The sequence below is a fragment of the Luteolibacter yonseiensis genome (genome assembly GCF_016595465.1).
Lineage (GTDB): Bacteria > Verrucomicrobiota > Verrucomicrobiia > Verrucomicrobiales > Akkermansiaceae > Luteolibacter > Luteolibacter yonseiensis.
Window position 1 is genome coordinate 325,214 of the sequence record NZ_JAENIK010000013.1, and the last position, 24,655, is coordinate 349,868.

Sequence of the window (24,655 nt, forward strand, 5' to 3'; positions counted from 1 at the left end):
CGTGATGCGCCGTTCCGAGCCCCGATCCGTGATGCAGTCGGATTGATTTCTACTCCGTGGCGGATATGTTATTAACTCTTCGCGAGTTGCAAATTTCGTTAGAGCACGGCATGAGGAGAAGTTCATTGTCCACGGAGGCAGCCTTAACCGATACGGCGGCACGCGACGAGGCGGCGGACCTCATCATCGATTCTAGTCAGTGACACGAAGCTTGGCTGGTAGATTATAAAGATGCGGCTATGTTCGCACGCGTCGCAACCCTATCCGATTTGAAACCAAACCTCTTCTCACTGGCTACCAACGAACTCAGTCAAGACGCGTTTATCGCATGGCTGCTTCAATGGGCTGCTCCGGAAAACTTGTCCGAGAATCCGGGGCTCAATGCCGTCGCCGTGGCGTTTGTGAACCGATTGATCTGGTTACAGGGAACCGCTCCTACACAACTCACCCGAGTAAAGGCTGGAAGGCAATGGTCTAACATTGACATCTGGGCCGAGGTCAACGACTCCCACCTGATTGTCATCGAAGATAAGATTGGATCAGGGCAGCATTCGGACCAACTCGCCCGGTATCGGAAAACCGGCGTGGACTGGTGCAAGGAGCACCGCTGCGAATTGATCTGTGTCTATCTCAAGACGCAGAGCGACTCAGCCTCAAACCTGAAGCGAGTGACTGAGCAGGGCTTCGCGGTGTTCAGCCGTCTTGAATTCCTCGATCTTTTAAATGCTCACGAAGTGACCAGTGACATCTACAATGATTTCCGGGACCGCCTGCGTCAGATAGAGAGCCGCGAAGCGCGATTCATCGACAATAAGATCGGCACCTGGACGGCAGAAGACTGGAAAGGCCTTTATCAGCGAATCGAGCAGACGCGCGGCCTCGTGAACTGGGGCTATGTTCCGAATCCATCAGGCGGGTTCTGGAACGCCGTTCTGAATTGGTATGACTTCGAAGGCTATTGCCCATACATGCAGATCGAGCAGGGAAACCTCTGCTTCAAAGTTGGCGAAGTTTACGACGACCGCCGCGAGGTCCGGGATCGCTTCCACCGCCTATTGATGAACTCCTCCACTCCGGAATCGGGTCTTCAGCGGCCCGGACGATTCGGAAATGGCACCTACATGACGGTGGCGGTCGTACCTCGGGAAGTTTGGCTAGGGAAGGACGATGACCTATTGGATTTTGACAGCCTTGTCACCCGGTTGAACGCCTATCAGTCTTGGCTTGTGGGAGTGCTCGCCAGCGCGCAGCCGGTTCCAGCGAACGCGAATTAATTGCCTCGCTCCTATGAAAATCACCCCGCAGCCTACCAACTCGGCAGCCAGGTTCAGGCCGGAGAGAAACGCCCGAAGGATCCAAGGCGGCGTTAGTGGAAATCGAACTAAACCGTAACGGCTCTTCCGATCTCAAATCCCGACGCCGGAGTTGCATCCCCCAGCGTGATGGCACCAAGTAAAAGGCTCCACCGCAACTACTATAGCAAACGGCATCACGTGAAGAATTTCTTCCAACGCATCAAGCGGCAGCGCGGGGTGGTGACACGTTACAACAAGCTCGCAAAGGTTTTATTCAACGTCAATTTTTGTCCTCAAACTTGGACTGGCTGCGCTCTTGAGAAGTTTCCAAATACGTCCTAGGAATCATTTGGTGAGGAACAGACATTCTTTGGCAATCGCCACTTGGAGGCGGATTACAGAGCTGCCAGCTTTCAAAAAAGCATCCCCTTTACCCGTAAGCGCCTCAGCTCCGGCTTCTCCCATGATGACTTGACTCTCGATGCCGCTGCGGACACGCAAGGCGAGCTGCGCAGGAAGGTTGGATCGAAGGTTCGTGCTGATGACTTCCGCCTTCGGGTTCTGGGTTGCTATGATTACATGGATCCCAGCAGCTCTCGCCTTTTGCGCCAGACGTCGTAGATGGGCCTCGATTTCTTCTTTGGCTTGCTTTTCAGACGTCAGGTCCGCGTATTCGTCGAGAACAATCAGCTTCCACGGCATCCGCTTCTCGGCCGGCACCATCGCGTTGTATTCCGTGATGCTGCGCACCCGACGATCCCTAAAACACCGGTAGCGGGCTTGCATATTTTCGACCGCTTCCGTCAGCATCGCAATCGCTTCGGAGTCTTCATAACCAATCTCTCCGTCCAAATGCGGGGCGTTCTCAAAGTGGAATAACTCAGTCGACTTTGGGTCGATTAGAGCGAGGCGGAGTTCGTCCGGAGTGTAGTGGCCCACCAACCCACAGAGAATCGTATTGAGAGCCTCGGATTTGCCACTGCCCGTAGTTCCACCGATAAGCAAGTGCGGCGAATCCGATGACGAAAAGTTAATGCCAATCGGATTTCCGATGCGGTCGACGCCAAGCAGAGCCTCAAGGCTTCCCTCCGGCCGTCGCCAGTCCTTCCAGATTTGCCCAGCGGAGATGAAGTATCGATCTTCATCTCGCTTAGGCACGTCCAACAGGCAGTAGCCGAGATGATTGCTAAACCTGATACTTTGTGACTCCTCAAGTTCCAGAGCCAACTTCATGGCGTCGGCCCTAGCATTCAATTTGCTCGGATCCACCCCGAGGCCTGGCTTCAGGCGATAGAGCACCGAAGCCGGGCCTTCCTCGAAGCGGGGCGCATCGCTAGGTGGGCGGACGTCCACATTAAATGTTCCGAATGTGTCGAGCATCCTTTGGTAGCGAGATTCCAGCGTTTTAGCGTCGAGTTTCCCCTTGCCTACAACGGATTGCTCTTGCTCGTCGGTTGTCTTGACGATTTGCCTAACAGAACCGCCGCCCATCGGTGCCGGAACATCCGGCTGAGGCTGTCCGCCAGAGTTGGCTAAGGTCTCTATTCCTCCAATTTCGGGGGACTCAGGCAGCAAACTGGCAGGGAACAATTCGGCGGGAGTTCTTTCAACCAAGCGGACTACATCATTCCTGAAGGACCGCACGACGGACAGCCGAGAATCCCCTCTTGGTTCGATGACGACGCTTCCGTCGATATCGTGCCTGCACAGAGAATAGAGCCCTTGCACCACCCCGGTTTTGAAGATCCCTCTGCGGAACCGATCCCTCATTTCACCTGGAAGTTTTATGCGCTCCCCGTCGATGGTTGAGCTTGTCGCTCCATAAAGCGTCCGGGCTTCAGGAGCGACGGCTTCCATCGCGGAAGCGAGCTGCTCCCGCCAGAATTCGGCGTCCAAGGGTTGAGTTTCGTCCTCTGGCTTGGAAAGCGCGTCTTGAATGAGGTCCAAGGTCGCGAGGACTTGATCCTCTCCGTGCGGGTCGTAAGCTTGCCGGAGTTTTCCTTCCACCGCAAGGACATCCACGAACAACTCGGCCCCTTCCTGCCGAAGAGTCAGCCGCAACAGGTCGGCTCGGATTGCGATCGAGCCTTGGAACCAGTCTGGGTGGTCGTCCAGTGAGATCCATACCACCACGCCATTCGCCGGCTCCGAAGGGAAATGTGCTCCGGCGATGTGCCTTGCGATGGTGAGGCCGACAATCTCTTCGGTCACACGGGAAATACCCATCGCTTTGAGCGCGAGCCGCGGTGCAATGAGTCGTGTCTCGTCGTAAATTCTCGCTGCCAAAGACTCGAGATGTTTTCCGTCTGTTGAACCCTCTGCGGCGCCCTCGACGATTCTGCCCAATTTGCTTTTGAGTCGCTTGATCACGAACTGCCGCCCTTGTTGCGAGGAGACTATGAGGGTATAGAGTCCGCTGGATCCAACGTTCTCCCGGACGGTCAGGATGTCGGGGCGCGGCTCGAGATTTTCGATTTGCTCCCTGGAAATGTATTTCTCCAAGGTGACCACCCAATGGGAGATCTTGTGCACTTCGGCGAAAATTCGAGCCATCCGCTCGAAGTTGATCTTCATTTCGACGAAATCCTGGTTCTCAGGTTGAGCCGGAGCAACTGGACGGGCGCGATGCTGACGCACCACGATGGTTGACCACGCGTTCAGGGCGGGATCTGTTTGTGACGGCCGCATAGAGACCGAAATAGCTCCTCCGTTGCGGCCTCCATACACATGTGTAGGACTGTCGAGCAATGGATCGAAGCAGCCATTGATTGCGTTTGGGGGTTCGGTATTCTGCTGAATATCGACCTGGTCTTGAAGGAACTTCGGGACAATCGCGATGTCGCACACCACACCTTCGAAAAGTTCCTCCGGACTCCGCGAGGGATCCAAGTGGATGAAGCCAAGGCCGATTGACGGGAAGAGGCGGTGGCCATTGCTAAGCCGGTTGTCGGTTGGAACTTGCTCGATCGTTTGACTCACTAAATCCCAAAGCTCTCTAGGAGCCATCACGGTCACATCAATGACGACATTTGCGCCGGACCCTTTCCTGATTTGTTGGACCAGTTCGCCAGGTAACTTCGCACCCGATGGAAGGACGACAAGAATGGAAAGACCATCCTTCTTGTAGGGATGGGCCTCGATGTATGCATGAACCTGTGCCGCGATTTCAGCTGTGCACGTGGGTTCCAGTGCTCCAGTCTCTGCAGAGACACGACCTTCCTCCAGCGGCGAGAACTCCTCGGACATCCCGAGAGCGCCGGTTGCAAAAACGATTTCTCCCGCGCGATTGCAATGCACCGCAGGTTGCTGTTGTGGGGACAGGTCAGCAATCCATTGGAGATATTTTTGGTTGTTCTGACGGTTCAGCGGAAGATCTCCGACGAGTGATCGGGTCAGAACCTCGGCGGATTTCTCCAAGTAGCGGCTGAACCACCGCAGCCTGAAAGGGTGGCTCGGGAGCATGAGGATCGACCCGCCACCCTCTATATCAACACAATCCTGATGCTGAAGGGAAATGAGATCGGAATCGCGTTTGCCGTCGGGAATATGGGTCTCCCTTGCTTCCATGAGAAGAGAACTCCAAGTGTCAAAATAGTTATCGATTAACGTTACCGAGATCCCGTCGACGGCGGCCTTCTCCATGAATGCGGTCCTACATTGGAAAATTCGATCTAAGACTGAGCCGCTTGTTGGAGGTTCAGGAGTGTCCGAGGCAGCCGAGTCGAAGCGAATGGAGCGATCAACCACATTGGAGATCCAATCGTCCAGCGAACTGTCGTCAGGCAATCGCAGCTGCTTGTCGGCTGCGGGAGTATCCTTCGCAACGAGGCCCAGCCAAAGCAGGATGACTCGCTCTTTTGACTCAGGTTCCCATTCGTAGCCGGATTCGATTTCAAGCACCTTGTTATTGGTTACCGACTCGAGAGAGAATTCGAACGGAAGGGCGTTCCATTCGGGTTCCCTTGGGCCAGATTCTTCATCTTGCACATCATCATTCGTGATCAGCGGCGGGGGCGGGGTGCTGTCGAGAAGCCTCTCATCGATAATCAGCGTGATACTGTTGGCATCATCCTCCGATGAACACGCGACTTCCCTAAGTGTCTCGCCATAGAGGAATGCAAAAAGTCCGAGCATGGGGTTCTTACCCCCGTCTTGGATGATCGGTCGGATTCGGAGTCTAAGATCGTCGGTCTTATTGCTGATGCGGGTGCGAAGAGATGCGGCGATCTCTGCAAACTTGATCAGCGGGTTGGAAAATCTTTCCGGATTTGGATTGGCAAGTTTCTCAACCATTCGGAGCGTTTGCTTCGAGAGCAGGTCTCGAAGCGGCCGAAGTTCACGAGTCTCGTCGGGTTCAGCTTCAAGGAAACGTTGGGCTTCTTCTTGGGAGCGCCGACTAAGCCCGCCGGAAATGGACAGATCATCATATTCGCGCCCTCGCTCAGGTGCGTGACTGTCAATCTCCCCACGAATGCGGTCACCGAGCGGTAAGCCTTTGACATCTTTGCCAAAGAGCTGTTCAAAGATATGGTATTCGATCTCAACCCGGTTTTCGTGGTCCGGTGCGCAACAATAACGTGTGCACTTCGACCTCCACAAGTCGTTCTCGGATGCGGAGAAATCGCCATCATTAAAAGGACGAAACGTGGTTCTCTCGATTTGTTCGATCAGTTTATCGGTATCAAGGTCCGAACTACGGCTGCTGGCCAGTTCGGCATGCAACGCATTCTGGCCAAGCCTCCGTGCCATTCTGGTCGGACTCGGGTTAGAATTCCCTCGCCAATGTTCGTCGGGAAACAGGTTCAGCGCAGGAAGATGACGACCGACTAGTCGGTCTGTTTCCTCCGGCGAGAACACTCCAATAGTCGCTTGGCGTTCACGCAATACCGCGAGAGCGAATGAGATAAAGCGTCGCGCGGAAATGGAAATCTGGTCGGGGTGGAGTGACTTGAGGACCTCGCAGATCCGTTTCCCCAGCAGTAGTGGAAAATCGCCCTGACCGCCTGCAACTTGCCACGCGAGTTCCACCATACGCTCCGCCACAACGTAGTCTTCCTCGTCGAACTCACCGTCTAGGAAGTTCGCATCGCTCAGGGAGAAGATGTTCTTCAGCCCCTGTGCGTCGCTCTCGACTTTGGTTTCTATGTAGATAAGGCCAAGTTCGTTAGTATCACGGTAGTAGGTGATGGACTTTTCCGGATCCGCCCGGAATTCCGAGGGAAAGCCCTCAGGGGAATCCGCCGCAACGACGACCTTCATCGTTTTGAGCCGTTTGCCCGCGATATCATTCCATACGTCCAAGAGCGCCAGTGCCTCTGTGGTTCGCAGGTTTTTGATCCGGAAGAACGGACGCTCGTTTTCTGCCGTCGATTTGAGGTGACGCTCGACAATGTCGAAGGTTATTCTGCCGATGACTTGGTCGATATCCGTCATTTGAGTCCTCCTGTGCTTACCATTCTTGTGGCATCGGAATACTGAGTGAGCAGTCCGGCCGCAGTCATCTGCGTTGCCAGTTCGTTTTCATTATCTTCGAAGATGGAGCTGTCCAACGTAGTGAGAAGGTCGCTTGCATCGGCGCCGTTCCTGCCGATCACGATGCCGCACCGACCATATAACCATTCGTCGAGGAAGACGTCATAGGGCACTTCCGAGCCGGATTCGCAGCCAGCGAGCACAAGAGCTTCGAGGATATCCAATCCGAGTGTGAAATGCTTCCGCCCCTTCCACGAGTTGAGAAGCTTGATCGTGGCGGCGGTGGCCCAAAAGAACCCTCGGATATTCTGGAAATGACGTTTCGGAATGTTGCTGGCTGAAAGCGATTTCGCATGATCGTGAACGGCGTCCTCGATCAGTCCCAAGATTTGTTTCAGGCTCCTTTGAGAGGTTCTGCGAAGCTGCGCATGTGCGCCTCCGCAATCGCACAAAATTGTCGGAACAGGCTTCTTCATGCTCTTCGCGGAACGGTGCATTTCCGCGAGGATTAACCAGAAGCCGGTCCAGTTCATCATGGCCCGAATCCGCGATACGGCGGGGAGATCGGTGTGTCCAAGTATCCGCGCGACGCCATCGCGGAAGGTTTCATCAAGCTGATCATTGAATGTTTGTGACTTCAGTTCGATCTGGTCTGAATTTGTATCCGTTTCCAGCTTCCCGTGTTCCGCGAGAACTGACGCCAATCGGTCCAAAGCGGTGGCTTTCGCTGGATACAAATTGCCAAATCCAGCGCGGATCCGCTCCAGCCTCGGTCCGATCGGATCCAACCGAAGGACCTTGAAGGCAAGAGCTCCTCCGCCCCGAAGGTATTTCCTCTCGATGATTACATGCTCACTGTTGTTCTTCGAGCGGCTCCTAGCGTCCCAGTGGATCAGCGATTTTGTATATGGGAAGAAATGAGCGCGAGACCAACTGGGTTTTGCGGTGGAGTTCGGGATCTCCAGTTGCAGGCACTCCAGCAAGCGCCTGAGGGTATCCTCAGCCTCACCTTCATCGACAAATACGTTTCCACGTTCCGGATGGTTTTGGAACGTCGGGTCCCAAACCAATCTTCTCGCAAAATCATGGGACACCTTTGTGACTTTGACGCCTTCGGTGTTGGGCAAGAGCTCGTCACCGGAGCCGTAGACAAGATTCAGGAGCTCTAGCCCTGGATAGTATCCAGCGCCATCGTAGGTTAAAACGCCTCCGAAGACCTGCCTGGAGATTTCCGGACCTTTGAGTGATTGTGAATCTTCTGACATCAATGGGCTCCTACTTGAATGACCCCTCCATCAATGGAAATCGACCTTGTCCGCCCTCCCATGAACAAGGAGATTTCCTCGTCGCTGGTCGAACCCGACTCGGCGAGACGTCCGAGGTAGTTGCTGATTCTCCGGATGTCGTGCGCATAGAACTGACCGGCCACATAGCCACGCGCTGAGCGCATCAGGCAATCGAACATCATGAGATCCAGTGAAAGGTCTGCCGGGAGCTGCTCTTTGTCTTCAATGCGCAGGACGATATGCCGGTCGAGCCAATCGACGGCTGTCGTCATCGCAAACTCTGTTTCGCCGTTTGCGTAATCCCACTTTTCCCGCATCGGGAGTAGTTTGATTGCCCCCGATAGGATCCTACGCGCGATGATCGCGGCGTGGGACGTCGCATTTCCAAATGCCGGGTCCACAAGCATGAGTCTCGTCTCGTTTGGTCCGAGCTTGATTCCTTGGATCATGTGCAAGCCTGCGATTGCACGATTTTTCAGTGGAGCGAGGACAGCGGGCGAAAGGTTTCCGGACAAGATGGCGGTGAAGTCTCCGCCGTTTGAGAATCCCATTCGAAGCATGGTGTCTGGGATTTCGGTGCACTCATCGAAAAAGAACCGACGCCTAATCGAGCGCACCACTCGGATGACAAAGTCTGCCTCGCCCTCGCGTTCCGCCCGGTTCCTCGGGTTTGCGATGATGTCATCGATGCCTGACGAAGCATCAACGAGATGATCTTTGCCCGCCAAACGGCCCGCGAACACAATGTCAATTTCGCCAGCCCGAAACATGTTGTGCTCGTTGATCAGACGCTCGTCGACGCTCCTTTCCGAAACCCTCCCCGGGTCGAGCTTGGAAAGATGCTGGATCACTGGGATCCTGGAAAGCTTCTGGGCGACGCTCTTGCTGGGCGGCTCGAAGGCCAAATTGTAGAAGGCGTAGCGGTGCTGCCAACCGCTCTTGCTTCTCGCTGTCATCCGGTGGACATCCTCACACTTCAGACCGCCTGTAAGCAAATAGGAGACAGCCATGAGCATCTCACGAATCGTAACCACCACTCCTAGCCGTTCCGCTGTGGCGAAGATATCGACCAGTTTGCGTTGCCGGTTCTCTCCGAGTGTGTCCTTCGTATGCGAAAGGAGCTGATGATTTCGGAAAATTGGGCAGCTGCTCTTGCTTGAGCATTGCTCGCAAGCCTTCCATCGGGTCCCGTCGTTCCACGCCTTGACGGAACGTTGCAACAGGCTCCCTTCGTTGACCGATGGCGCCGCTACGGACTGGTAGTTCAGGTTGAGAATATGGATCCTTCCATCCCTGCTGGCCAAACCGTCCTCAAATGACCGGTTGAAATCGCCGAGTAACGCTGAGCACCCCTCTCCGGCAGAAGCCGATTCGAGAATAGCTCTTAACCTGCCTTCGTTCGCGCAAATCACCGTAACATCGACCTCATTCCGAAATGCCGCCTCGATCTGGTCAGCTGCCAAAGTGACGGAGAGTTCGGAGAAGTCTTTGTAAATCCGCAGTGGACGTCGGTTGGGCTTTTCCGGAGAGGACGGGATGGACTTACTCCCATCGCATGAGGAATTAATCAAATCTTTCGCTCGTGATTTGATGCCAGGTCGATTGTCTCTCCCAACGTGATCCTCCAACAGTCGACGGCACAGGTGCGTTTTGCCGTGCCCCGCGTCCCCCGTGAGTATGATCAGCTTCGCCTGGGGAAGGATAACAACCCTCCGCAAGTAATCCAAGGCTACCGTCTCAAGATCCATGGAATCCTTGGAATCGGTGAACTCCTCGAAAATCTGTTCCATGATCGGGCTAAACGGCAGGAAGCGGTGAAGTCGCTCAACATGGCCGTTGATCATTGGTTTCAGCTGGGGTGGCGCGGACTCGGGCATGCTGCTGAAAATTGTTATTGGCAGGCTGCATGCACTTTGCAACATTAATCGTCTTCATCGATTTCTCGGCGTTGACACTTAATTAACTGACATTCAGTTCATTAGTGCTGCACGGATTGATTCCACGAGATGATAATCGATACGTTTGCTCGTGAACTCTTCGGTTCCTGCCTCTAAATTTGGGAACCCGAATTTCATCCTGGATTGGGCGGTTGGTCCCGCTAACCTGCGGTTGTGCGACATAACGATGGTAAAATTCCTGTGGTTGACCTTTTTTCCGGACCGGGAGGCCTTGGCGAGGGCTTTTCTCGGTATCCTTTTGGTGGCGATTCGAAGTTTCGCATCTGTCTCTCCATCGAGATGGAAGAAAACGCCCACCGGACTCTCACCACGCGTGCCTTTTACCGGCAGTTTAAACCGGACAAGGTTCCAGAAGCCTACTACGAACACCTGCGCGGCAAGATCACGCAAGAGGAGATGTTCGATTGGGATGAGGAGTGCAGGAGTGCGGCGCGGGCAGCTAAGGACGAGGCGCAACGAATTGAACTGGGAGACAAACCCGGGAATACACCGGACGTCGAAAAAAGGCTCCTAGTGAAAACCCTTATTAGCGAGAGGATCAAGGGGCATAAACACTGGGTGCTAATTGGCGGCCCCCCGTGCCAAGCATATTCACTCGCTGGTCGATCACGCATGCTTGGAGTCGTCAGAAAGGATGGCGAAACCGCAGAAGATTTTCAGCGAAGAAAAGAAGGAGTGGCCTTGGAATTCGAGAAGGATCACCGCCATCTCCTCTATAAGGAGTATCTCTCAATCATCGCGGATCACTGGCCGCCGATCTTTGTGATGGAAAATGTAAAAGGCCTTCTTTCAGCAAAGCTTGATGGTGAACCCGTTTTCCCGATGATCCACGACGATTTGGCGAATCCCAATGCTGCGCTTAACCGCGAAAGCCCAGGACACAGGTACAGCATTTGTTCACTGTGCGTTTCCCCCCCCTTTCTGGGGGAAGGTCTGGAAGCCGAAGACTTCCTGATTAAGGCCGAAAAATATGGAGTTCCGCAAAGACGTCACAGGGTCATCCTGCTTGGTATTCGGGATGATGTCGCCGTAACTGAATTGCGTGCGCTGACTCCTTCGGGAGGTCCAAGTCTGGCCGAACTTTTCAATGGCCTTCCACCTCTCCTGCCAACTGTCTCCAAGCCGTCAGGCGTTGATCTCCTCGAAGTAGTGCGGCAGATCCTCTCCGCTCCTTGGCTGAAGGCTCCCGGGTCAGAGGAATCTATTGCAGAGGGTAACGATTTCAAGATTATCCAACAGGAAATCCGAGAGGCATTGAAGGAAATCTCGATTGGAAAATCAAGTGGTGGAGCGGAGTTCATCGCCGAGCATAACATGACGGGTGTCCCCGGGGAACTGGGAAAATGGTTGGCGGATCCTCGTATCGGCGGGGTTTGTAATCATGCCACACGCTCGCACATGGACTCTGATCTGCATCGATACCTGTTTTCGTCCGCGTTTGCTAAGGTGTTTCACCGCTCGCCAAAGTTGAGAGACTTCCCGGAATCCCTCTTACCCGATCACTCTAATGTCAAAGGTGAAGCAAAAGATCTTCGGAAATTCGCGGACCGATTTCGAGTGCAACTGAGTGATCGTCCGGCAGCTACAATAACGTGCCACATTTCTCAGGACGGTCACGCCAATATTCATCCGGACCCGCGGCAAATACGAAGTCTGACCGTTCGCGAAGCAGCGCGAATTCAGACATTTCCGGACAACTATTTCTTCGAGGGGAGTAGGACAGCTCAATATCGTCAAGTCGGAAACGCAGTCCCGCCTTTCCTAGCTCACCAAATTGCCGGAGTGGTGGCAGAAGTCCTTGAAAGCTCCCTTGGCACCGATTAAAACCTAGTGCCCGCCTAAGAATGCGGAATTCAGGGGGACTAGGATTCGATACCTAAAAAAATGCGCCCGTACCGAAAGAGCGGTCGCATTCCCTTAGGCGCGAGAGCAGTATGCTTCACCTAATCACCGTCAGTGCTCATGGATCGCCCGCATATCCTCCTGACGGCATCGTTCTGATCCTCAATACGGTCGGCAATCATGAAGCATGCGGGCTTCCAATGGGTTTGAGCCAGACTGCGTGGTGGGCAGCTTCGGCTGCATACAACACATCGTCTTTGATTTCGCCGATTTCCGCTCGGCGGAAAGCCTCCTCTGTGAATTCCTTCGAATAGGGAACATCCTCAGATTGGCGGTAATCGTCGGGATGAAACCCGGGATAGAGCCAAGCGATTGCCCACCAAGCCTTGAGGAAAGTATGTGTATCGCAGATGCGAACGCCTACGATGACTGCAGCGGAAACACAGAGATGAGCCTCGGCTCGATTGCCGGGAATTAGCTCTGGATGCTCTGGAATGTGATCGTCATATTCCTGATCGTTCATGATTTCGGGTTATAATTTTTTCAGGATGGGGAGGTTGTTTGAGCAGATGCACAGCCGCGTCGGACGATGTAGCCGTCGTCCTTCGGTTCGTTGTTAACTTGATAGACCTTGTCGGATGTGTCCTCGCGAAAATGGAGGGACGTGGATTTGAGGCATGGAGTGTTCATGGTTGATGGGATGATGTGATTGGTGGGATGAAAAGAATCGGGCCGCCACGGTCAGTCCTTCTGTCCGTGGCGGCCTGTGTGTTTGGTCCCGCCGACGCTTGGGCGTGTCGTGCTGGCGGGATGGCCCTCCGGTTGTGGAGGACGGCGTGTGGAACACAAATGGTTCAGTTGGACTGTGCGATGCGACGAGCATTGCGCGGTGGTTTGCTTGTCTTGCCTTTCGCGGCTGCTCCATTCGAACTGGCGTTTCTGGCCCTGCCTTCCGCCCATTGGCGCAATGCGGTGATCTGGCTGTCCATCAGCCTAGCCAACGGGATCGTGCGGGTGACGGCCTCGACGACGTGTTTGTCCTTCGGTTCGTCGCCCTCGGCGTAGGCCTCGAACATGGCATCGACGAACGCCGCCTCGATTTCCGCGCCGGTGAACTGATCACACACGCGCACGAGTCGGGGGATGTCGTAGGTGGCCGGATTCCGCCTATGGCGGCAGATGACGATTTCCCAAATTCGGGCACGCTCTTCTGGACTGGGGAGATCCACGAAGAACAGCTCGTCGAATCTTCCCTTCCGGAGGAACTCCGGCGGGAGTTTCGATACGTCGTTCGCTGTGGCCACCACGAAGACCGGCTTTTCCTTTTCTTGCATCCAAGAGAGGAAACTGCCGAATACCCTGGACGAGGTGCCTCCGTCAGACGTGCCCCCGGACTGGCTGCCGACGAAGCCTTTTTCGATTTCGTCGATCCACAGGACGCACGGGGCGATCGCTTCTGCGGTCTGGATGACGGAGCGGAGGTTGGCTTCCGACTGGCCGATGATGCCGCCGAAGACGCGTCCCATGTCGAGCCGTAGCAACGGCAGGCCGAACGTGGAGGAAACCGCCTTCGCCGTGAGGGATTTGCCGGTGCCGGGAATCCCGACGATGAGCAGCCCTTTAGGTGCCGGGAGGCCATAATGCCTGGCCGCAGTGCCGAACGCTCCGGCACGGCGGTTGAGCCATTCCTTCAGCGGATCATATCCGCCGATGTCTTCGAGCGACGGTGCGGACGAAATCACCTCGACCAGACCACCGCGTTTCAACGTGCGGGCTTTTTCCCGCGAAACGACATCCGCCCGGAGTCCTCCGGTCTCCACGATGGAAAGCGCAAAGGCGTTCTCCGCCTCGACCGTGGTAAGACCGAGAGCGGCGTTGAGCAGGGATTCCCGGAGATCGCCCGAAGGTGTTTCCAACTTGGCCGAACTGGCGATTCCATCGAGGACGACCGCCAGTTCGTCCGCTCCCGGCAGGGGGAAATCGATGCGTGTGATCTCATGCTCCACCTCGGCGGGGAGCTTCGGCCGGCAGCCGAGCAGGATGAGGCAGTGGCCGTTGGTCTTGGCGAGCCGCAGCAGGTCGCGCAGGCGGCGGACCAGAATGGGATCACCGTGGTCGAGGTGGAGCTGGAGGTCCCGCATCACGACGACGTGGCGCGGTTCCTCGCGGGCTAACTTGCGTTCCATCAGTTGCAGGGCTTCCAGAGGATCCGCGCAGGGCTGCGAACGTCGTTCGTGGGTGTCGACCAGGCCCTCGGACGAGGACCAGGCGCTGAGGTGGCGGCTGGCGGAACCGCAGGCGGCGGCGATCTCCGCCTCCGCCCGGGCTTCTTCTGCCGTGATGATGGCGAGTCCGGGATGTCCCGCCCGTAGATAGGTGATGAGTTGCATGGAGTTGATTGATGTTGTGGAAATGAAAATGCCGCCCTGTCCCCATTTGGGGACAAGACGGCTTGGGGTGGGTTTCTTCGGTTTCAGGAGAGGTTTTCCCTCTCCCACCGCAGGCAGGCTTCGCGCGACGGGTCGGAATGGAGAAGGCGGTCGTCACCGGCCGCCCTCACCTCCCATTGCTGGGTGCCGTCATTGAAGCGGATGTCGGTCGCCCGGCTGACTTCAAGTTTCCCGAGTGTCCGCAGATCGATGGCCTCCGTGTAGAGACAACCGACCCGGCCATCGGGGTGGAAACGCAGAAGGGAGGTCACGACTCCCCCCCTCCATCTCCAACCTTCTGCTGGTTTTGCTGGGATACCGATTGGCTCCAGTAGTCCGACTTGCGGCGGCATGACACCTTCGTGCCGAGCGCCTCCTCGATCGCCTTGGTCGCGGCCTCGCAGCCGCTGCCTTTGAACCCGTAGGCCTCGATCAGGACATCGCCGGTCGGCGATACCCTGACGCGGATCTGGCGGCTCACAGCGAACCTCCTTCCAACGTCAGCAGGATAGAGCCATCGGCTTCAATCCTGCGCGTGGTGCGGAGTCCGCGCTGGGTGGCGGCGCGGATGGTGCGGTGGACACCGTAGGATTGCAGGAGCCGGCCATAACCGGCTCCCACCTCTTTGGCTACCCAGCCATCCCACCAGTCGGTGGTGAGCCCGTAGCTGCCGTCGTCTTCCGCGGAGGGTTCCACGGAAATATCATACGGGCCTTTCAGCTTGATGACATACGGGGCGGCGCGGCTGATACCGGCATAGCCCCGGCAGTAGGAGTCGGGAACAAGGCGGAGGTCGAGTTCGACACAGGCGTCGACCAACGACGGGATGTCGCGGATCTGGGTCTTGATGGTGGTGAAGTGGCTCATGGTGTTGGTTTGTTCTGGTTTGTATTGAGGGGTTGATGCGCCAAGGGCGGCCCGTGTGATGGGCCGCCCTTGTTGCGGTGGTTTCAGGTGGTGATCGGCTGGTCGGGTGGTGGTATCGGCTTTCGAGGTGGTGGGAGTGGTGGTTGGAAAAATCAGGCTGAGGTGAGGAATATGGCTTGTCGGGTGGGCTAAACGTTGTGGGAGAAAATGGCATCGGCACACCGGCGGAATGCCGACATGCCGATGGGTTCATCAGTCGCCGTGCAGGGACCAAGCGACGCCCAGTCCGCAGATGGCGAATCCGATGATGTGGACCTCAAGCATCGAGGCACCGTGTCCGGCGGCGAATCCCATGGCGAAAAACGCCACCAGACCGGCGGTAAAGCCGATGATTGGATTGCCCTTGATACAGGACACGATGAACGGCACGCCGATTAAGGTCGCGCAGATGACGAGGAATACGTTGTGGGTCATGTGGTGTTGTTTTCTGTGTTGGGGTGATGGATCAGCCGGTCGCGGCAAACCGGCGTGTCCCCTGCTGGCCGAAACGGGAGACGATGTCGTGGGCGTCGCCACGGGCCAGCCGTAGGGCGGCGTCCTGCAGGTCCGACAGGCCGGTCTTTAGATCGGCCATGGCGGTGCCGCTGTTGCGGTAGTCCTCCGCGCTGCGAGTGAGCAGTTCGCGGCGGAAACGTTCGAGCGTTGCCTCCAACTGCTGGTCTCCGGCGAAGTTGAGGGAGCGGAAGCTGTCGATGAACGATGCGAGGCGGTTGAGCGTGCGCTGATGGACGCCGTTTTCCGAACCGTTGATGGTGGCGAGAACGTCGGCGGCGAGCCGCGCGGTTTCCTCACGCAGGGTGGCGACTGATTCACGGATAAAGCTGTCGAGGTCGGACTGGAGCCGCCGTGATGCGTCGTCGGCGATGCGGCGGCGCTCCTCGGCGATTTCCAACTGCTCGACACCTTCGACCACCTCCAGGCGGATGCTGTCGGGGGCAGCTACCTGAAAGAGCCGGGTGTCAAAGGCGAAGCGGCGGGTGATGCTGCCGGCGGGTGGAAACGATTGCTCGATTGTCGTGATCAGCCGTTCCGCTCCGGGCCCGAGCTGCTCGGCCGCCTTCCGCCATTCCAGCAGGGCGTTTTCCCGCATCGGTCCGTAGCCCGCAACGAAATCGAGCGTCTCCGATTGGAACTCCTCCCGGAGATGCGCGAGCTTCTCCACAACGTCGGCGAGGCGCGGGTTGGGAACGAAGCGGGCGATGCCTCCGAGGAATGGAAAGCTCGCCGCCTCAACCAGGGCATGGGCCCGACTTTCGATCAGGGCGAACTTTGACAAGGCCTCGCGCGGGATGAGTCGCTTGTGACCGAGCTGGATGAGACGGTCCGACACCTGTGCGGGATCAAGACCGAGGTCTTCGGCGGCGAGTTTCTTGCAGCCGCGCCAGTAGCGCACGCTCGTCGCGACTAGAACCCCTCGACGGCAAACGGCGTCGAGGAGTGGTTGGTTGTTGGGATTCATGGTGATGTGGGGTTGGTGGTTTGGTTTCGATGGAAAAGGAAACGCCCGCCCGGTCGAGGGACCGGGCGGGCGTGAATGGATGGCAGCAGATCCGTCGTCAGTGACGGCGGACCTGGAGCCATGCGACGGCCGCCACCCCGAGCAGGATCACTGCCCATGACTGGGCTGCGACCAGTTCGAGCAGCAGACCGGCGGTGCCGAGCACCAGGATCACCTCAGCGGCGATGCGGATGGTTTTCGTACTCATCGTCGAGGTCGTCGTAGGGGTGGTCGATGACACGCCGCCTGACCGGATGGTCACCCGCAGGGAGACGGGCAGATGTCGTTTTGCCGGGTTTGTCGGCGTAGCCTCCAAGCAGCAGGATGAGCGAGCCCCCCGCCAACAGACTGAGGGTGCCGATACGAAGGGTGCGCCATCGTGCTTCGGCGGTTTTCATCTCCGTTCGGATGGCCTCCACCCGACGGGCGACCTCCTGTTGGACTCGGGCCTCCTCGCGGCTGGTCTGTTCTTCCTCACAGGCAGTCAATGACAGCGTGAAAGCCAGCAGCAGGATGCGGATGATGGTCCTCATGCCGCCCTCCTTTCCGGAATGACCGACACCGGTGACCACGCCGCACATTCGTTGCGGAACGGACACCAGGCGCATGACATGCCGATCTGTGGGTGGAAGCGTCCCTCCGCGATGCCGATGACCGCCGTTTCCAAAAGGGCGATCACCCTTCGCTTGCGGTGCTTGTCGGCCGGTGGCGATTTGATCCGGATGACCTGTGCCGACTTCGTCTTCACCAGGAATACCAGATCGAGCGACGGAGGTGTTTCGCCGGTCGCCACCTCCAGCAGCAGCTGGTAGCTGACGAGCTGGATCTCATGTTCGAACGCCGCCGCAGCCTTGTCGGGCTTGGCGGAGGCGGATTTGAAATCCACCGGCACGAAGTCGTCCTCGACCAGATCCAGCGCCCCGGTGAGGGGAACCGACAGGCCGGGGATTTCTTCCTTGAGCACCACCTCGACGGCTCGCGGCATGCCTTGGAGGGATTCCGGGCTGTCGAGGTAGGCGGCGATGATCCGCAGACCGTCGAGACGGGTTTTCTCGCGATGGTCCTCATCGCGGAAGTTGACCGGTCCCCCTGAGGTTTCGAGCGAGCTGAAAACCCGTTCGAATTCCGCCGCGACGGTTTGCGGCGAATCGTCGGTGCCACGCCAGCGTGCCAGGTGGAAGGCCTGGAGCGCGGCGTGCACCGCCTTGCCGAGGTGGAGCGACACCGGTGTTTTCTTGCGGAGGCACACCACCCGCTCGAAGTAAAACCGGAGTCCGCAGGACAGGTAGCTCTTCGCGGCTGTCGGGCTGATGTGTTCCGGCAGGCGGAATCCGTCATCCGGATCCGCTGCGACGGCAGCTTCGGTAAGGACGGCGATCATGCCGCCTCCTTCCGTTGGCTGTTGCGACGGTAGGCGGTGCCGCCACGCCGGGCATTTCCGCCATCGTGGCGGTTTTGCCCGCCGTGGGTTTCGAGCAGCTCGTCTATGAGCCCGGAAGCCTCGACCTTGTTCAGCAGGCGGACGCCCTTCCCGAAGCGTTGGTTGGCCAGCGCTTCGATCCGGTTCTTGTCCAGCTTGTGTTCGTCGATGATCGAGAGGATCAGCGAACGTTGTTTATCGGAGCATTTCCACGCGGCTTCGCGCGGAGTGCCCCGGGTGGTTGGGTTGAGAACCGGCTGTTCCATTCCGTAGTCGGCAGGTGGCACGAAACCGGTCCGGGTGATTTGCCCGTCCACATGAGACTGCAGCAGGTGGTAAAGACGTTCGGACTCCCCGGCCACATCGTCGGTGGTCACCAGTTCGGTCTCCACGGAGACGGAGAACTGGTGCGACGAGTAACCGGGCAGTCCGAGACGCTTGGAGTAATTCGCAATGAGTTTGATTGCCATTGGATGGTTGGTTTGGGGTTGAAACGAAAAGAGCCCGGACCTCACGGCCCGGGCTCTTCTGCGGTTGGTTGTGGAGAGAGATCGCCTCAGGCGGCCTCGGGGAACTGCATCACGATGGAATCGTTTCCGGGTGATCCGGACCTGACTTCGGGATTCCCGCCGGCGGCCAGTCCTTTGCGGAGCAGTTCATCGGCGAGACGGGTCATCGGCATCCGGCGGCGTTTTGCCTCCTGATACAGCAGGCAGACAACGTCGTCGGACAGACGGGGTGAATACAGATTTCTGGGCATGTTGGTGGATGGTTGGAGTTTGGGATGGATTTCAGAAAGCCCTCGAAACGACGGTCCGCCGAAACCCAACGCAGTTTTCTGCGGTTCAGTTTCATTTAACGCAGGATGGCCTGTGGTTTCACCTATTCCACCTCCCGCTTCGAGGGTATGGAACTCATCGCAACAACTTCCCGGCACTCTCCACCGCTGCCAATCCATCCGCAGACAGCAGTCCCAGCCCATGCCACAGGCGGGCGAGTTCCACCTCGCTTCTTCCGACCTTCGCACCCTTGCTGGCGTTCAGGCTGGAAGGTATTGGCTCCAGATTATGGATGCAGTCATACAGTTCCGGGACGAGGGAGCGTGGAAGGATGTGATCGATATGCACCTTTTCACCCGCATGCTCTCCCCGGGTGATCGTCGGTGATCCGCCCTTCTTGAGCGTAACGACACCTTCCACGGTGAAGCATCCGAACTCGTGCAGGTTATTCCAAGAATGGCATAAGGCGACCCGATCGGCCAAAGCCTTGTTGGATCCTCCATATCCCGCCACCGCTTGGGCGGTGTCGATAACATCTAAGGGATCTCCGCCAGCGAGGCGGGCGATCTCCAACCATCCCAGGATCCTGTAAAGCCGACCATTTATCGGGCGCTCGCCCTTGAGTGTGGCGATCTTCACTGGATCGAGAAGTGGAGCGAGGATACTTACTGCTATGTCCTGCGACGTGCGTGGCGTGGCCGTAGCAACCAGTGACGATAGCAATATGAATGCTAGCCACTTACAGATTTTTTTCATAGCCAACTTCGTCCTGTTACTTCCACTCGTTAAAACAACGAACTGCTCCAGCCGCGTCTGCGTTGAACCATTCAACGTGTGGCTGGGCGATGATGGCGTCCCTGCTGATTGCAACTCCTAGATTGTCTGCCGCATCAACCTTCGCAGTGTTCACACCTATCCAAAAATAACGTCCGTTTGATTTCAAAAATAGGGGACCACCACTATTTCCGTGATTGATCGCGGCGTCGGTCTGAATGAACGTGAACCCCCTCCCCAGTTCGTCGGCCATCGGACGGATTGCACTGATGCGTCCGAAGGTGTGACTACCTCTGAACTCGATAGCAATAGGCGAACCCACGGCCACGACTTCAAAGCCGGGCCGAAGTGCGGGCAGTTTCTCGGTGGGAAATCCCAGTTCCAAATATTTTCCCAAGCCTTTTGCCTCAACTGCTAGCCAAGCAAGATCAATGCCCCCCTTGATAAGAGCAAACTGGGAAACACGTCTGGTGATCTCGCCGGGAAAATGGACGTGCAGCTGATAATCAAGAATCTCCGGCACCCCATCGTCATCAGCGCTTCCCAATGCATCCAATCCAAGGCAGTGCCGGTTGGTCAAAATGATCAGGTAGGCTCCGTGTCGGCCCACGATGCAGGTGCTTCCCGTCCATTTTTGTTCATCATCGACAAAAAGATCCTGCTCCTTCCACGAGCCAGACATCGGCATGGTCGCCAGCTCCAACTGCTCAAGCCCAAATCCAATCACTTTCCCGTTGGCACTTTGTTCGGAACCATTGTGCGAAGCCTCCTCGAAGGTCTTCGGCAATGCTGAGGTGTCAGCCCCCTTGCATGTTCTTACAAACGAGGACAGTCCAAAACCCGCAACGCCCAAGGCTACAAGGAAACCGCAACAACCAAAAAGGTATTTTGTGTCCTCAGATAATCCGGGGGATCTGCTCATGGAAAGAAAGTGGCCCGAACGCTATTTTTGTTCGTTATAAACAACAAGCCGAAAATAACTCCCCTGATCCACACCACCACGACAAGATGCCGGAATGTCTACCAAGACCGGATCAATCATACTCGATGGCAATCCATCGGGAGATCCGGACGTCGCCATTGTCCTTAAAATGGTGAAATTTCTTCGCGAGACTCGTATCGAAAAGGGACTCACGCTCCGCGACCTAACGGAGGAGATGGGAGTCAGCTACTCACATCTGTCCCGAGCTGAAAGAGGATTGTCGCAGCCAGGCCTAGTTGTTCTCCTTCGATGGTGTCGTGCACTTGATTTTCCCTTTGGACATCTTTGGGAAATTGCATCGGAAGACTAGTGCCAAGCACCCAGCGTCTGGCACCTTCTACACCATTCTAGAAATGAGGAAAGTTGTATCAAGGGATCCGCCCCACCAGATCCCAGCCAGCTTACGTTATAAGCTTACACCCACAAATTACAAAAAGGCGAAAGCCGCTGAACTCTTTCGAATTCAACGGCTTTCATTGGTTGCGGGAGTAGGATTTGAACCTACGACCTTCAGGTTATGAGCCTGACGAGCTACCTGGCTGCTCCATCCCGCGTTTGGAACCATGCGCCTTGCGGCGCGGGGCGGCATAGTTAGGGGCGGCGACGCGGATTCGCAAGGGAAATTTTGCATTGTTTCACATTTTATGATCTTTTGGCCGCGCGATGCTTTCCCGCACCTTTCTCCCGCACCTTCCCACCGCCGAATGGCGGGAGCGGGAGGCCGCGCACCGGCGGCGGGCGGAGGTTCACACGCTGCCCGCGAGAAAGCGCAGGGACAGCCGCGAACCGAATCCGGTGGAGGATTTCCTTTTCGAATATTATCCCTACCCGCTGGCGCTGCTGGAGAAGTGGCACCCGGGTGCTGGCGTCGCGCTGGAGTGGGATTCCTCCACACTACCGGCTCCGTTTTCAGACCGCTGCTACTCGCTGGAAGACGGTTTTTTCTTTGTGGATGCCTCGCTGATGCCTTCGAAGGAACGGCAGCGCCTGGGGTGGATCCGGGAACTGTTGGTGGCCACGCGGGATCGCGCGCCGAACTTCGCGTGCCATGGCCTGCACGAGTGGGCGATGGTGTATCGCGGCAGGGATGTGCGGCATGGGAAGACGACGCCGCTGCGGCTGCCGCAGGTGGAGATCGACGCACTGGTGGAGACCCGTGCGATCTGTTGTTCGCACCACGACGCTTTCCGTTTTTTTGCCGAGGAGGCCCGCCCGATGAACCGCCTGCAACCGGACCTGCACAGCCGCGCTGCCTTCGAGCAACCGGGCTGCGTGCACGCCAACATGGATCTCTACAAGTGGGCGGCGAAGGCGATGCCCTGGATCGGCACGGAACTGCTGCTGGACTGCTTCGAGCTGGCGAACGACCTACGCGACCTGGACATGCGCGCGAGTCCGTATGACCTCACCGCGTGGGGGCGCGAACCGATCCGCATCGAGACGCAGGACGGGCGTCGGGCCTATGAAACCGAGCAACGGCGGCTCGCGTTGCTGGCCGCTCCGCTCAGGGAGAGGCTGATCGTGGCGCTGGAGGGCATCGTGGCGTGAGAGGCGCTTGAGCGGGATGCCGTTTTTCCTTCCGGCCTTGTTTCCTTCCAAGCGCTACGAAATGGACCTCTTCTCCAGCGGATGATTTCCTTGCCAAGCCCGGCGGAGTTGACAGAGTGTTCAAATGAACGAAACCGATACGCCCGGCTCCCGCATTTGTGACATGCCCTCCGGCCGGAAGCCGCGGGAAAAGCTCGCCGCTCTCGGTCCCACCGCGCTGGACAACGCGGAACTGATGGCGCTCTTCATCTCCACCGGGACCAAGGGACGCAGCGCGATCGACATCGGGCGGGACCTCATCACGAAATACGGGTCGATGGGGGCGCTCGGCGGCCTGCCCGTGACCGAGCTCTCGAAGGAAAAAGGCATCGGGCTGGCGAAGGCATCCAAGCTGGCAGCGGCCTTCGAGCTGGGGATCCGCGTGGCCCGTGAGCAATTGCACGCGGTGCGGTTGGATACTCCGGAGCTGATTTACGACCATTTCGGCCCGCAGATGCGGCATCTGACCCAGGAGCAGGTGGTCTGTGTGACGCTGGACACACGCCTGCGCCACACCGGCAGTACGGTGATCTCGGTGGGTACGGTGAACGAATCCAGCGCCCATCCCCGGGAGGTTCTGCGGTCGGTGGTCACGCGCGGGGCGTTCGGATTCGTTCTGATCCACAACCATCCCTCGGGTGATCCAAGCCCGAGCCGGGCGGACGAACGTGTGACGTTGAATCTGGTGGAGGCCGCCAGGATCATGCAGGTGACGTTCCTGGACCACGTCATCATCGGGAAACCGTCTCCCGGGAGGATGCCGTTTTTCTCTTTCCGCGCGGCGGGGGTCATCGCCTGATGCATGGGATCGCCCCCGTCGGGCTCCCATCCGCGCTCAACCCGCGACCTTCTTCACATACATCGCCTTCAGAGCGATGGAGATACCGTCCATCCGGCAGTCGATCTCATGGTCTCCGTCCACCAACCGGATCGGTTTCGACTTGGTGCCCACCTTGAGCACCTGGGAGGAGCCTTTCAATTTCAGGTCCTTGATCATCGCCACCACATCGCCGTTCGCGAGAATGTTACCGTAGGCGTCCTTAACCACCCGCTCGGCATGAGCCTCTTCCGCCGGAGCTTCCGTCGTCCACTCGTGGCCGCAGGTGACACACTCGGAGTGGTCCGGGTGTTCGAGGATTTCGGTCATTTCACAGAGCGGACAGGCAGGGGCGTTCATGGCGGCGGGGTGATACACCGCACGACTCATGAAACTCAAGCGCTTGATTTTTCATGCAAAACGCACGATTTTTTAAAGTCGTCATTGGAACCCGTTTTGCTTGCGAAATGTACGATTCTGCGTCACTCCGCGTTTGTCTGAAGTAAGACGCATCCGCAACCAAAACGAACGACAAATCCCCCCCTCCCCAACCTATGAACAACGAACTTTTGATCCTCGTCACCGAAGCGATCGTTGTTTATTTCCTAGTGCTTTTCGCCCATTCGTTGCGGAACCGCCTCGGTCTGGCCCACTTCTACGCGCTCATCGGCAGCCTCGCCGCCGTCATGGTCTGGACCACGGACGCCGGGGTGAAGGTGGAGCTGCTCGGAATGTCGCTGATGGTGGGCTCCACCGTCTTCTACACCGCCCTCCTGCTGGGGGTGTTCGTCGTGTACGTCTTTGATGGTCCGCGTGCGACGCGGATCGCCATTTCCACGGTTATCGGAGTTTCCGTCATGGTGCCGATCATCACGATGGTGCTGCACTGGCAGATCCGGCTCGCAGGCCCGTCGCAGCTGAATTTCTTCCCGCCGCAGAGCCTGCGGATCTACAGCGCCTCGATCTTCGCCGCGTTCGCGGACCTGATCTTCCTCGCCATGGCCTGGGAATTCCTCGGCAAACCGCAGTTCAAGGTGAAGCTTTGGATCCGGGCGTTCCTGACCCTTCTGGGGGTGCTCTGGCTGGACGTCTTCCTCTTCGCCACGGGGGCCTTCGCCGGGACGGCGGGCTACCTCAACATCATGTCGGGCACCTTCGTCAGCCGCCTGGCCATCAGCTTTTTCGCATTCCCGTTCCTGTACCTCTACATCGCGTGGCAGAACAAGCGCTATGGCATGGAGCTGGAGCACCGCCCGGTTCTGGCGATCCTGAAGGAAGTTTCCGAGGTGAAGCTGGAGCTCAGCCTCGCCCAGCAGGAGATCGAACGGCGGAAGCAGCTTGAAAAGGAGAAGGAGAGTCTCATCGGCTCCCTGCAGAAGGCGCTGCATGAGGTGAAGACACTTCGCGGCATCCTGCCCACCTGTTCCTACTGCAAATGCATCCGCGACGACAGGGGCGAGTGGCACCAGTTGGAGACCTACATCCAGAAGAACAGCGAGGCGCAGTTCAGCCATGGCGTCTGCGAATCGTGCGCCGCGAAGCATTTCCCGGACGTCCGGATGTAAGGAAACGCGGGAGATCTGGCCTAG

25 protein-coding genes and 1 tRNA gene are annotated in these 24,655 nt (G+C 57.3%); 6 read left to right on the forward strand and 20 right to left on the reverse strand.

Annotated elements, in window-relative coordinates:
* Positions 1-269: 269 nt before the first annotated feature.
* Positions 270-1,274 (forward strand): PD-(D/E)XK nuclease family protein, encoded by a 1,005-nt coding sequence (locus JIN84_RS21760; RefSeq protein WP_200353212.1) that lies wholly within the window; start codon positions 270-272, stop codon positions 1,272-1,274.
* Between the two features lie 366 nt (positions 1,275-1,640).
* Here JIN84_RS21760 and JIN84_RS21765 read toward each other — a convergent pair whose 3' ends face one another.
* From JIN84_RS21765 to JIN84_RS21775, 3 genes are read right to left on the reverse strand one after another with little or no spacing between them, the layout of a single operon-like run.
* Entirely contained in the window at positions 1,641-6,728 is a 5,088-nt protein-coding gene (locus JIN84_RS21765; RefSeq protein ID WP_200353213.1) for an FtsK/SpoIIIE domain-containing protein, read from the reverse strand.
* On the reverse strand, positions 6,725-8,032 hold the full coding sequence (locus JIN84_RS21770) for a hypothetical protein (protein WP_200353214.1): 1,308 nt from the start codon (positions 8,030-8,032) through the stop codon (positions 6,725-6,727). Before JIN84_RS21770 ends, JIN84_RS21765 begins: the two co-directional genes overlap by 4 nt.
* Entirely contained in the window at positions 8,032-9,930 is a 1,899-nt protein-coding gene (locus JIN84_RS21775) for a Rab family GTPase (protein ID WP_200353215.1), read from the reverse strand. Before JIN84_RS21775 ends, JIN84_RS21770 begins: the two co-directional genes overlap by 1 nt.
* Positions 9,931-10,191: 261 nt before the next feature.
* On the opposite strand from JIN84_RS21775, the gene JIN84_RS21780 reads away from it, so the two are divergent.
* The gene (locus tag JIN84_RS21780) at positions 10,192-11,835 is read left to right on the forward strand and encodes a DNA cytosine methyltransferase (protein ID WP_200353216.1); all 1,644 of its coding nucleotides are present in this window, start codon (positions 10,192-10,194) and stop codon (positions 11,833-11,835) included.
* 196 nt (positions 11,836-12,031) lie between these two features.
* Here the strand turns inward: JIN84_RS21780 and JIN84_RS21785 are convergent, their stop codons facing one another.
* The 15 genes from JIN84_RS21785 to JIN84_RS23630 form a co-directional block, all read right to left on the reverse strand.
* Entirely contained in the window at positions 12,032-12,376 is a 345-nt protein-coding gene (locus tag JIN84_RS21785) for a hypothetical protein (RefSeq protein ID WP_200353217.1), read from the reverse strand.
* Between the two features lie 331 nt (positions 12,377-12,707).
* Positions 12,708-14,243, reverse strand: a complete 1,536-nt coding sequence (locus JIN84_RS21790; protein ID WP_200353218.1) for an AAA family ATPase — start codon at positions 14,241-14,243, stop codon at positions 12,708-12,710.
* Between the two features lie 83 nt (positions 14,244-14,326).
* A complete protein-coding gene (locus tag JIN84_RS21795; RefSeq protein ID WP_200353219.1) occupies positions 14,327-14,554 on the reverse strand; it encodes a hypothetical protein in 228 nt (75 codons plus the stop codon).
* Complete coding sequence (locus JIN84_RS21800) at positions 14,551-14,763, reverse strand: DUF2997 domain-containing protein (protein ID WP_200353220.1); 213 nt, start codon at positions 14,761-14,763, stop codon at positions 14,551-14,553. The genes JIN84_RS21795 and JIN84_RS21800 overlap by 4 nt, the downstream gene beginning before the upstream one ends.
* Entirely contained in the window at positions 14,760-15,149 is a 390-nt protein-coding gene (locus tag JIN84_RS21805; RefSeq protein WP_200353221.1) for a DUF1257 domain-containing protein, read from the reverse strand. The genes JIN84_RS21800 and JIN84_RS21805 overlap by 4 nt, the downstream gene beginning before the upstream one ends.
* A 252-nt stretch (positions 15,150-15,401) precedes the next feature.
* On the reverse strand, positions 15,402-15,623 hold the full coding sequence (locus JIN84_RS21810; protein WP_200353222.1) for a hypothetical protein: 222 nt from the start codon (positions 15,621-15,623) through the stop codon (positions 15,402-15,404).
* 31 nt (positions 15,624-15,654) lie between these two features.
* The gene (locus JIN84_RS21815; RefSeq protein WP_200353223.1) at positions 15,655-16,668 is read right to left on the reverse strand and encodes a DUF3150 domain-containing protein; all 1,014 of its coding nucleotides are present in this window, start codon (positions 16,666-16,668) and stop codon (positions 15,655-15,657) included.
* Positions 16,669-16,765: 97 nt separating this feature from the next.
* The gene (locus tag JIN84_RS21820; protein WP_200353224.1) at positions 16,766-16,915 is read right to left on the reverse strand and encodes a hypothetical protein; all 150 of its coding nucleotides are present in this window, start codon (positions 16,913-16,915) and stop codon (positions 16,766-16,768) included.
* Positions 16,884-17,240: a hypothetical protein gene (locus JIN84_RS21825; protein WP_200353225.1), complete on the reverse strand. Its 357-nt coding sequence runs from the start codon at positions 17,238-17,240 to the stop codon at positions 16,884-16,886. The genes JIN84_RS21820 and JIN84_RS21825 overlap by 32 nt, the downstream gene beginning before the upstream one ends.
* Positions 17,237-18,088: a RecB family exonuclease gene (locus JIN84_RS21830; RefSeq protein WP_200353226.1), complete on the reverse strand. Its 852-nt coding sequence runs from the start codon at positions 18,086-18,088 to the stop codon at positions 17,237-17,239. Before JIN84_RS21830 ends, JIN84_RS21825 begins: the two co-directional genes overlap by 4 nt.
* Complete coding sequence (locus JIN84_RS21835) at positions 18,085-18,597, reverse strand: hypothetical protein (protein ID WP_200353227.1); 513 nt, start codon at positions 18,595-18,597, stop codon at positions 18,085-18,087. The genes JIN84_RS21830 and JIN84_RS21835 overlap by 4 nt, the downstream gene beginning before the upstream one ends.
* A gap of 86 nt (positions 18,598-18,683) precedes the next feature.
* Positions 18,684-18,887, reverse strand: a complete 204-nt coding sequence (locus JIN84_RS21840; RefSeq protein ID WP_200353228.1) for a hypothetical protein — start codon at positions 18,885-18,887, stop codon at positions 18,684-18,686.
* Positions 18,888-19,041: 154 nt separating this feature from the next.
* Positions 19,042-19,662 (reverse strand): hypothetical protein, encoded by a 621-nt coding sequence (locus tag JIN84_RS21845; RefSeq protein ID WP_200353229.1) that lies wholly within the window; start codon positions 19,660-19,662, stop codon positions 19,042-19,044.
* Positions 19,663-19,678: 16 nt separating this feature from the next.
* On the reverse strand, positions 19,679-20,602 hold the full coding sequence (locus JIN84_RS23155; protein ID WP_200353230.1) for a trypsin-like peptidase domain-containing protein: 924 nt from the start codon (positions 20,600-20,602) through the stop codon (positions 19,679-19,681).
* A 34-nt stretch (positions 20,603-20,636) separates the two neighbouring features.
* Positions 20,637-20,687: an SEC-C metal-binding domain-containing protein gene (locus tag JIN84_RS23630; protein WP_486347941.1), complete on the reverse strand. Its 51-nt coding sequence runs from the start codon at positions 20,685-20,687 to the stop codon at positions 20,637-20,639.
* Between the two features lie 84 nt (positions 20,688-20,771).
* On the opposite strand from JIN84_RS23630, the gene JIN84_RS23615 reads away from it, so the two are divergent.
* Positions 20,772-20,972, forward strand: coding sequence for a helix-turn-helix domain-containing protein (locus JIN84_RS23615; protein ID WP_425602314.1), 201 nt, complete (start codon positions 20,772-20,774; stop codon positions 20,970-20,972).
* A 167-nt stretch (positions 20,973-21,139) separates the two neighbouring features.
* On the opposite strand, the gene JIN84_RS21860 is transcribed toward JIN84_RS23615, so the two are convergent.
* A tRNA-Met gene (locus JIN84_RS21860) sits at positions 21,140-21,216 on the reverse strand.
* Positions 21,217-21,325: 109 nt separating this feature from the next.
* On the opposite strand from JIN84_RS21860, the gene JIN84_RS21865 reads away from it, so the two are divergent.
* Both JIN84_RS21865 and radC read left to right on the forward strand, forming a co-directional pair.
* Complete coding sequence (locus tag JIN84_RS21865) at positions 21,326-22,210, forward strand: hypothetical protein (RefSeq protein WP_200353232.1); 885 nt, start codon at positions 21,326-21,328, stop codon at positions 22,208-22,210.
* A 124-nt stretch (positions 22,211-22,334) separates the two neighbouring features.
* Positions 22,335-23,048, forward strand: coding sequence for a RadC family protein (gene radC / locus JIN84_RS21870; protein WP_200353233.1), 714 nt, complete (start codon positions 22,335-22,337; stop codon positions 23,046-23,048).
* A 36-nt stretch (positions 23,049-23,084) separates the two neighbouring features.
* Here the strand turns inward: radC and JIN84_RS21875 are convergent, their stop codons facing one another.
* Positions 23,085-23,426 carry a zinc ribbon domain-containing protein YjdM gene (locus tag JIN84_RS21875; protein WP_200353433.1) on the reverse strand — a complete coding sequence of 114 codons (342 nt, stop codon included), beginning with the start codon at positions 23,424-23,426 and terminating at the stop codon, positions 23,085-23,087.
* Positions 23,427-23,620: 194 nt separating this feature from the next.
* Here JIN84_RS21875 and JIN84_RS21880 point away from each other — a divergent pair, with 194 nt between their 5' ends.
* Positions 23,621-24,631, forward strand: a complete 1,011-nt coding sequence (locus JIN84_RS21880; RefSeq protein WP_200353234.1) for a VUT family protein — start codon at positions 23,621-23,623, stop codon at positions 24,629-24,631.
* The last annotated feature ends 24 nt before the right edge of the window (positions 24,632-24,655 follow it).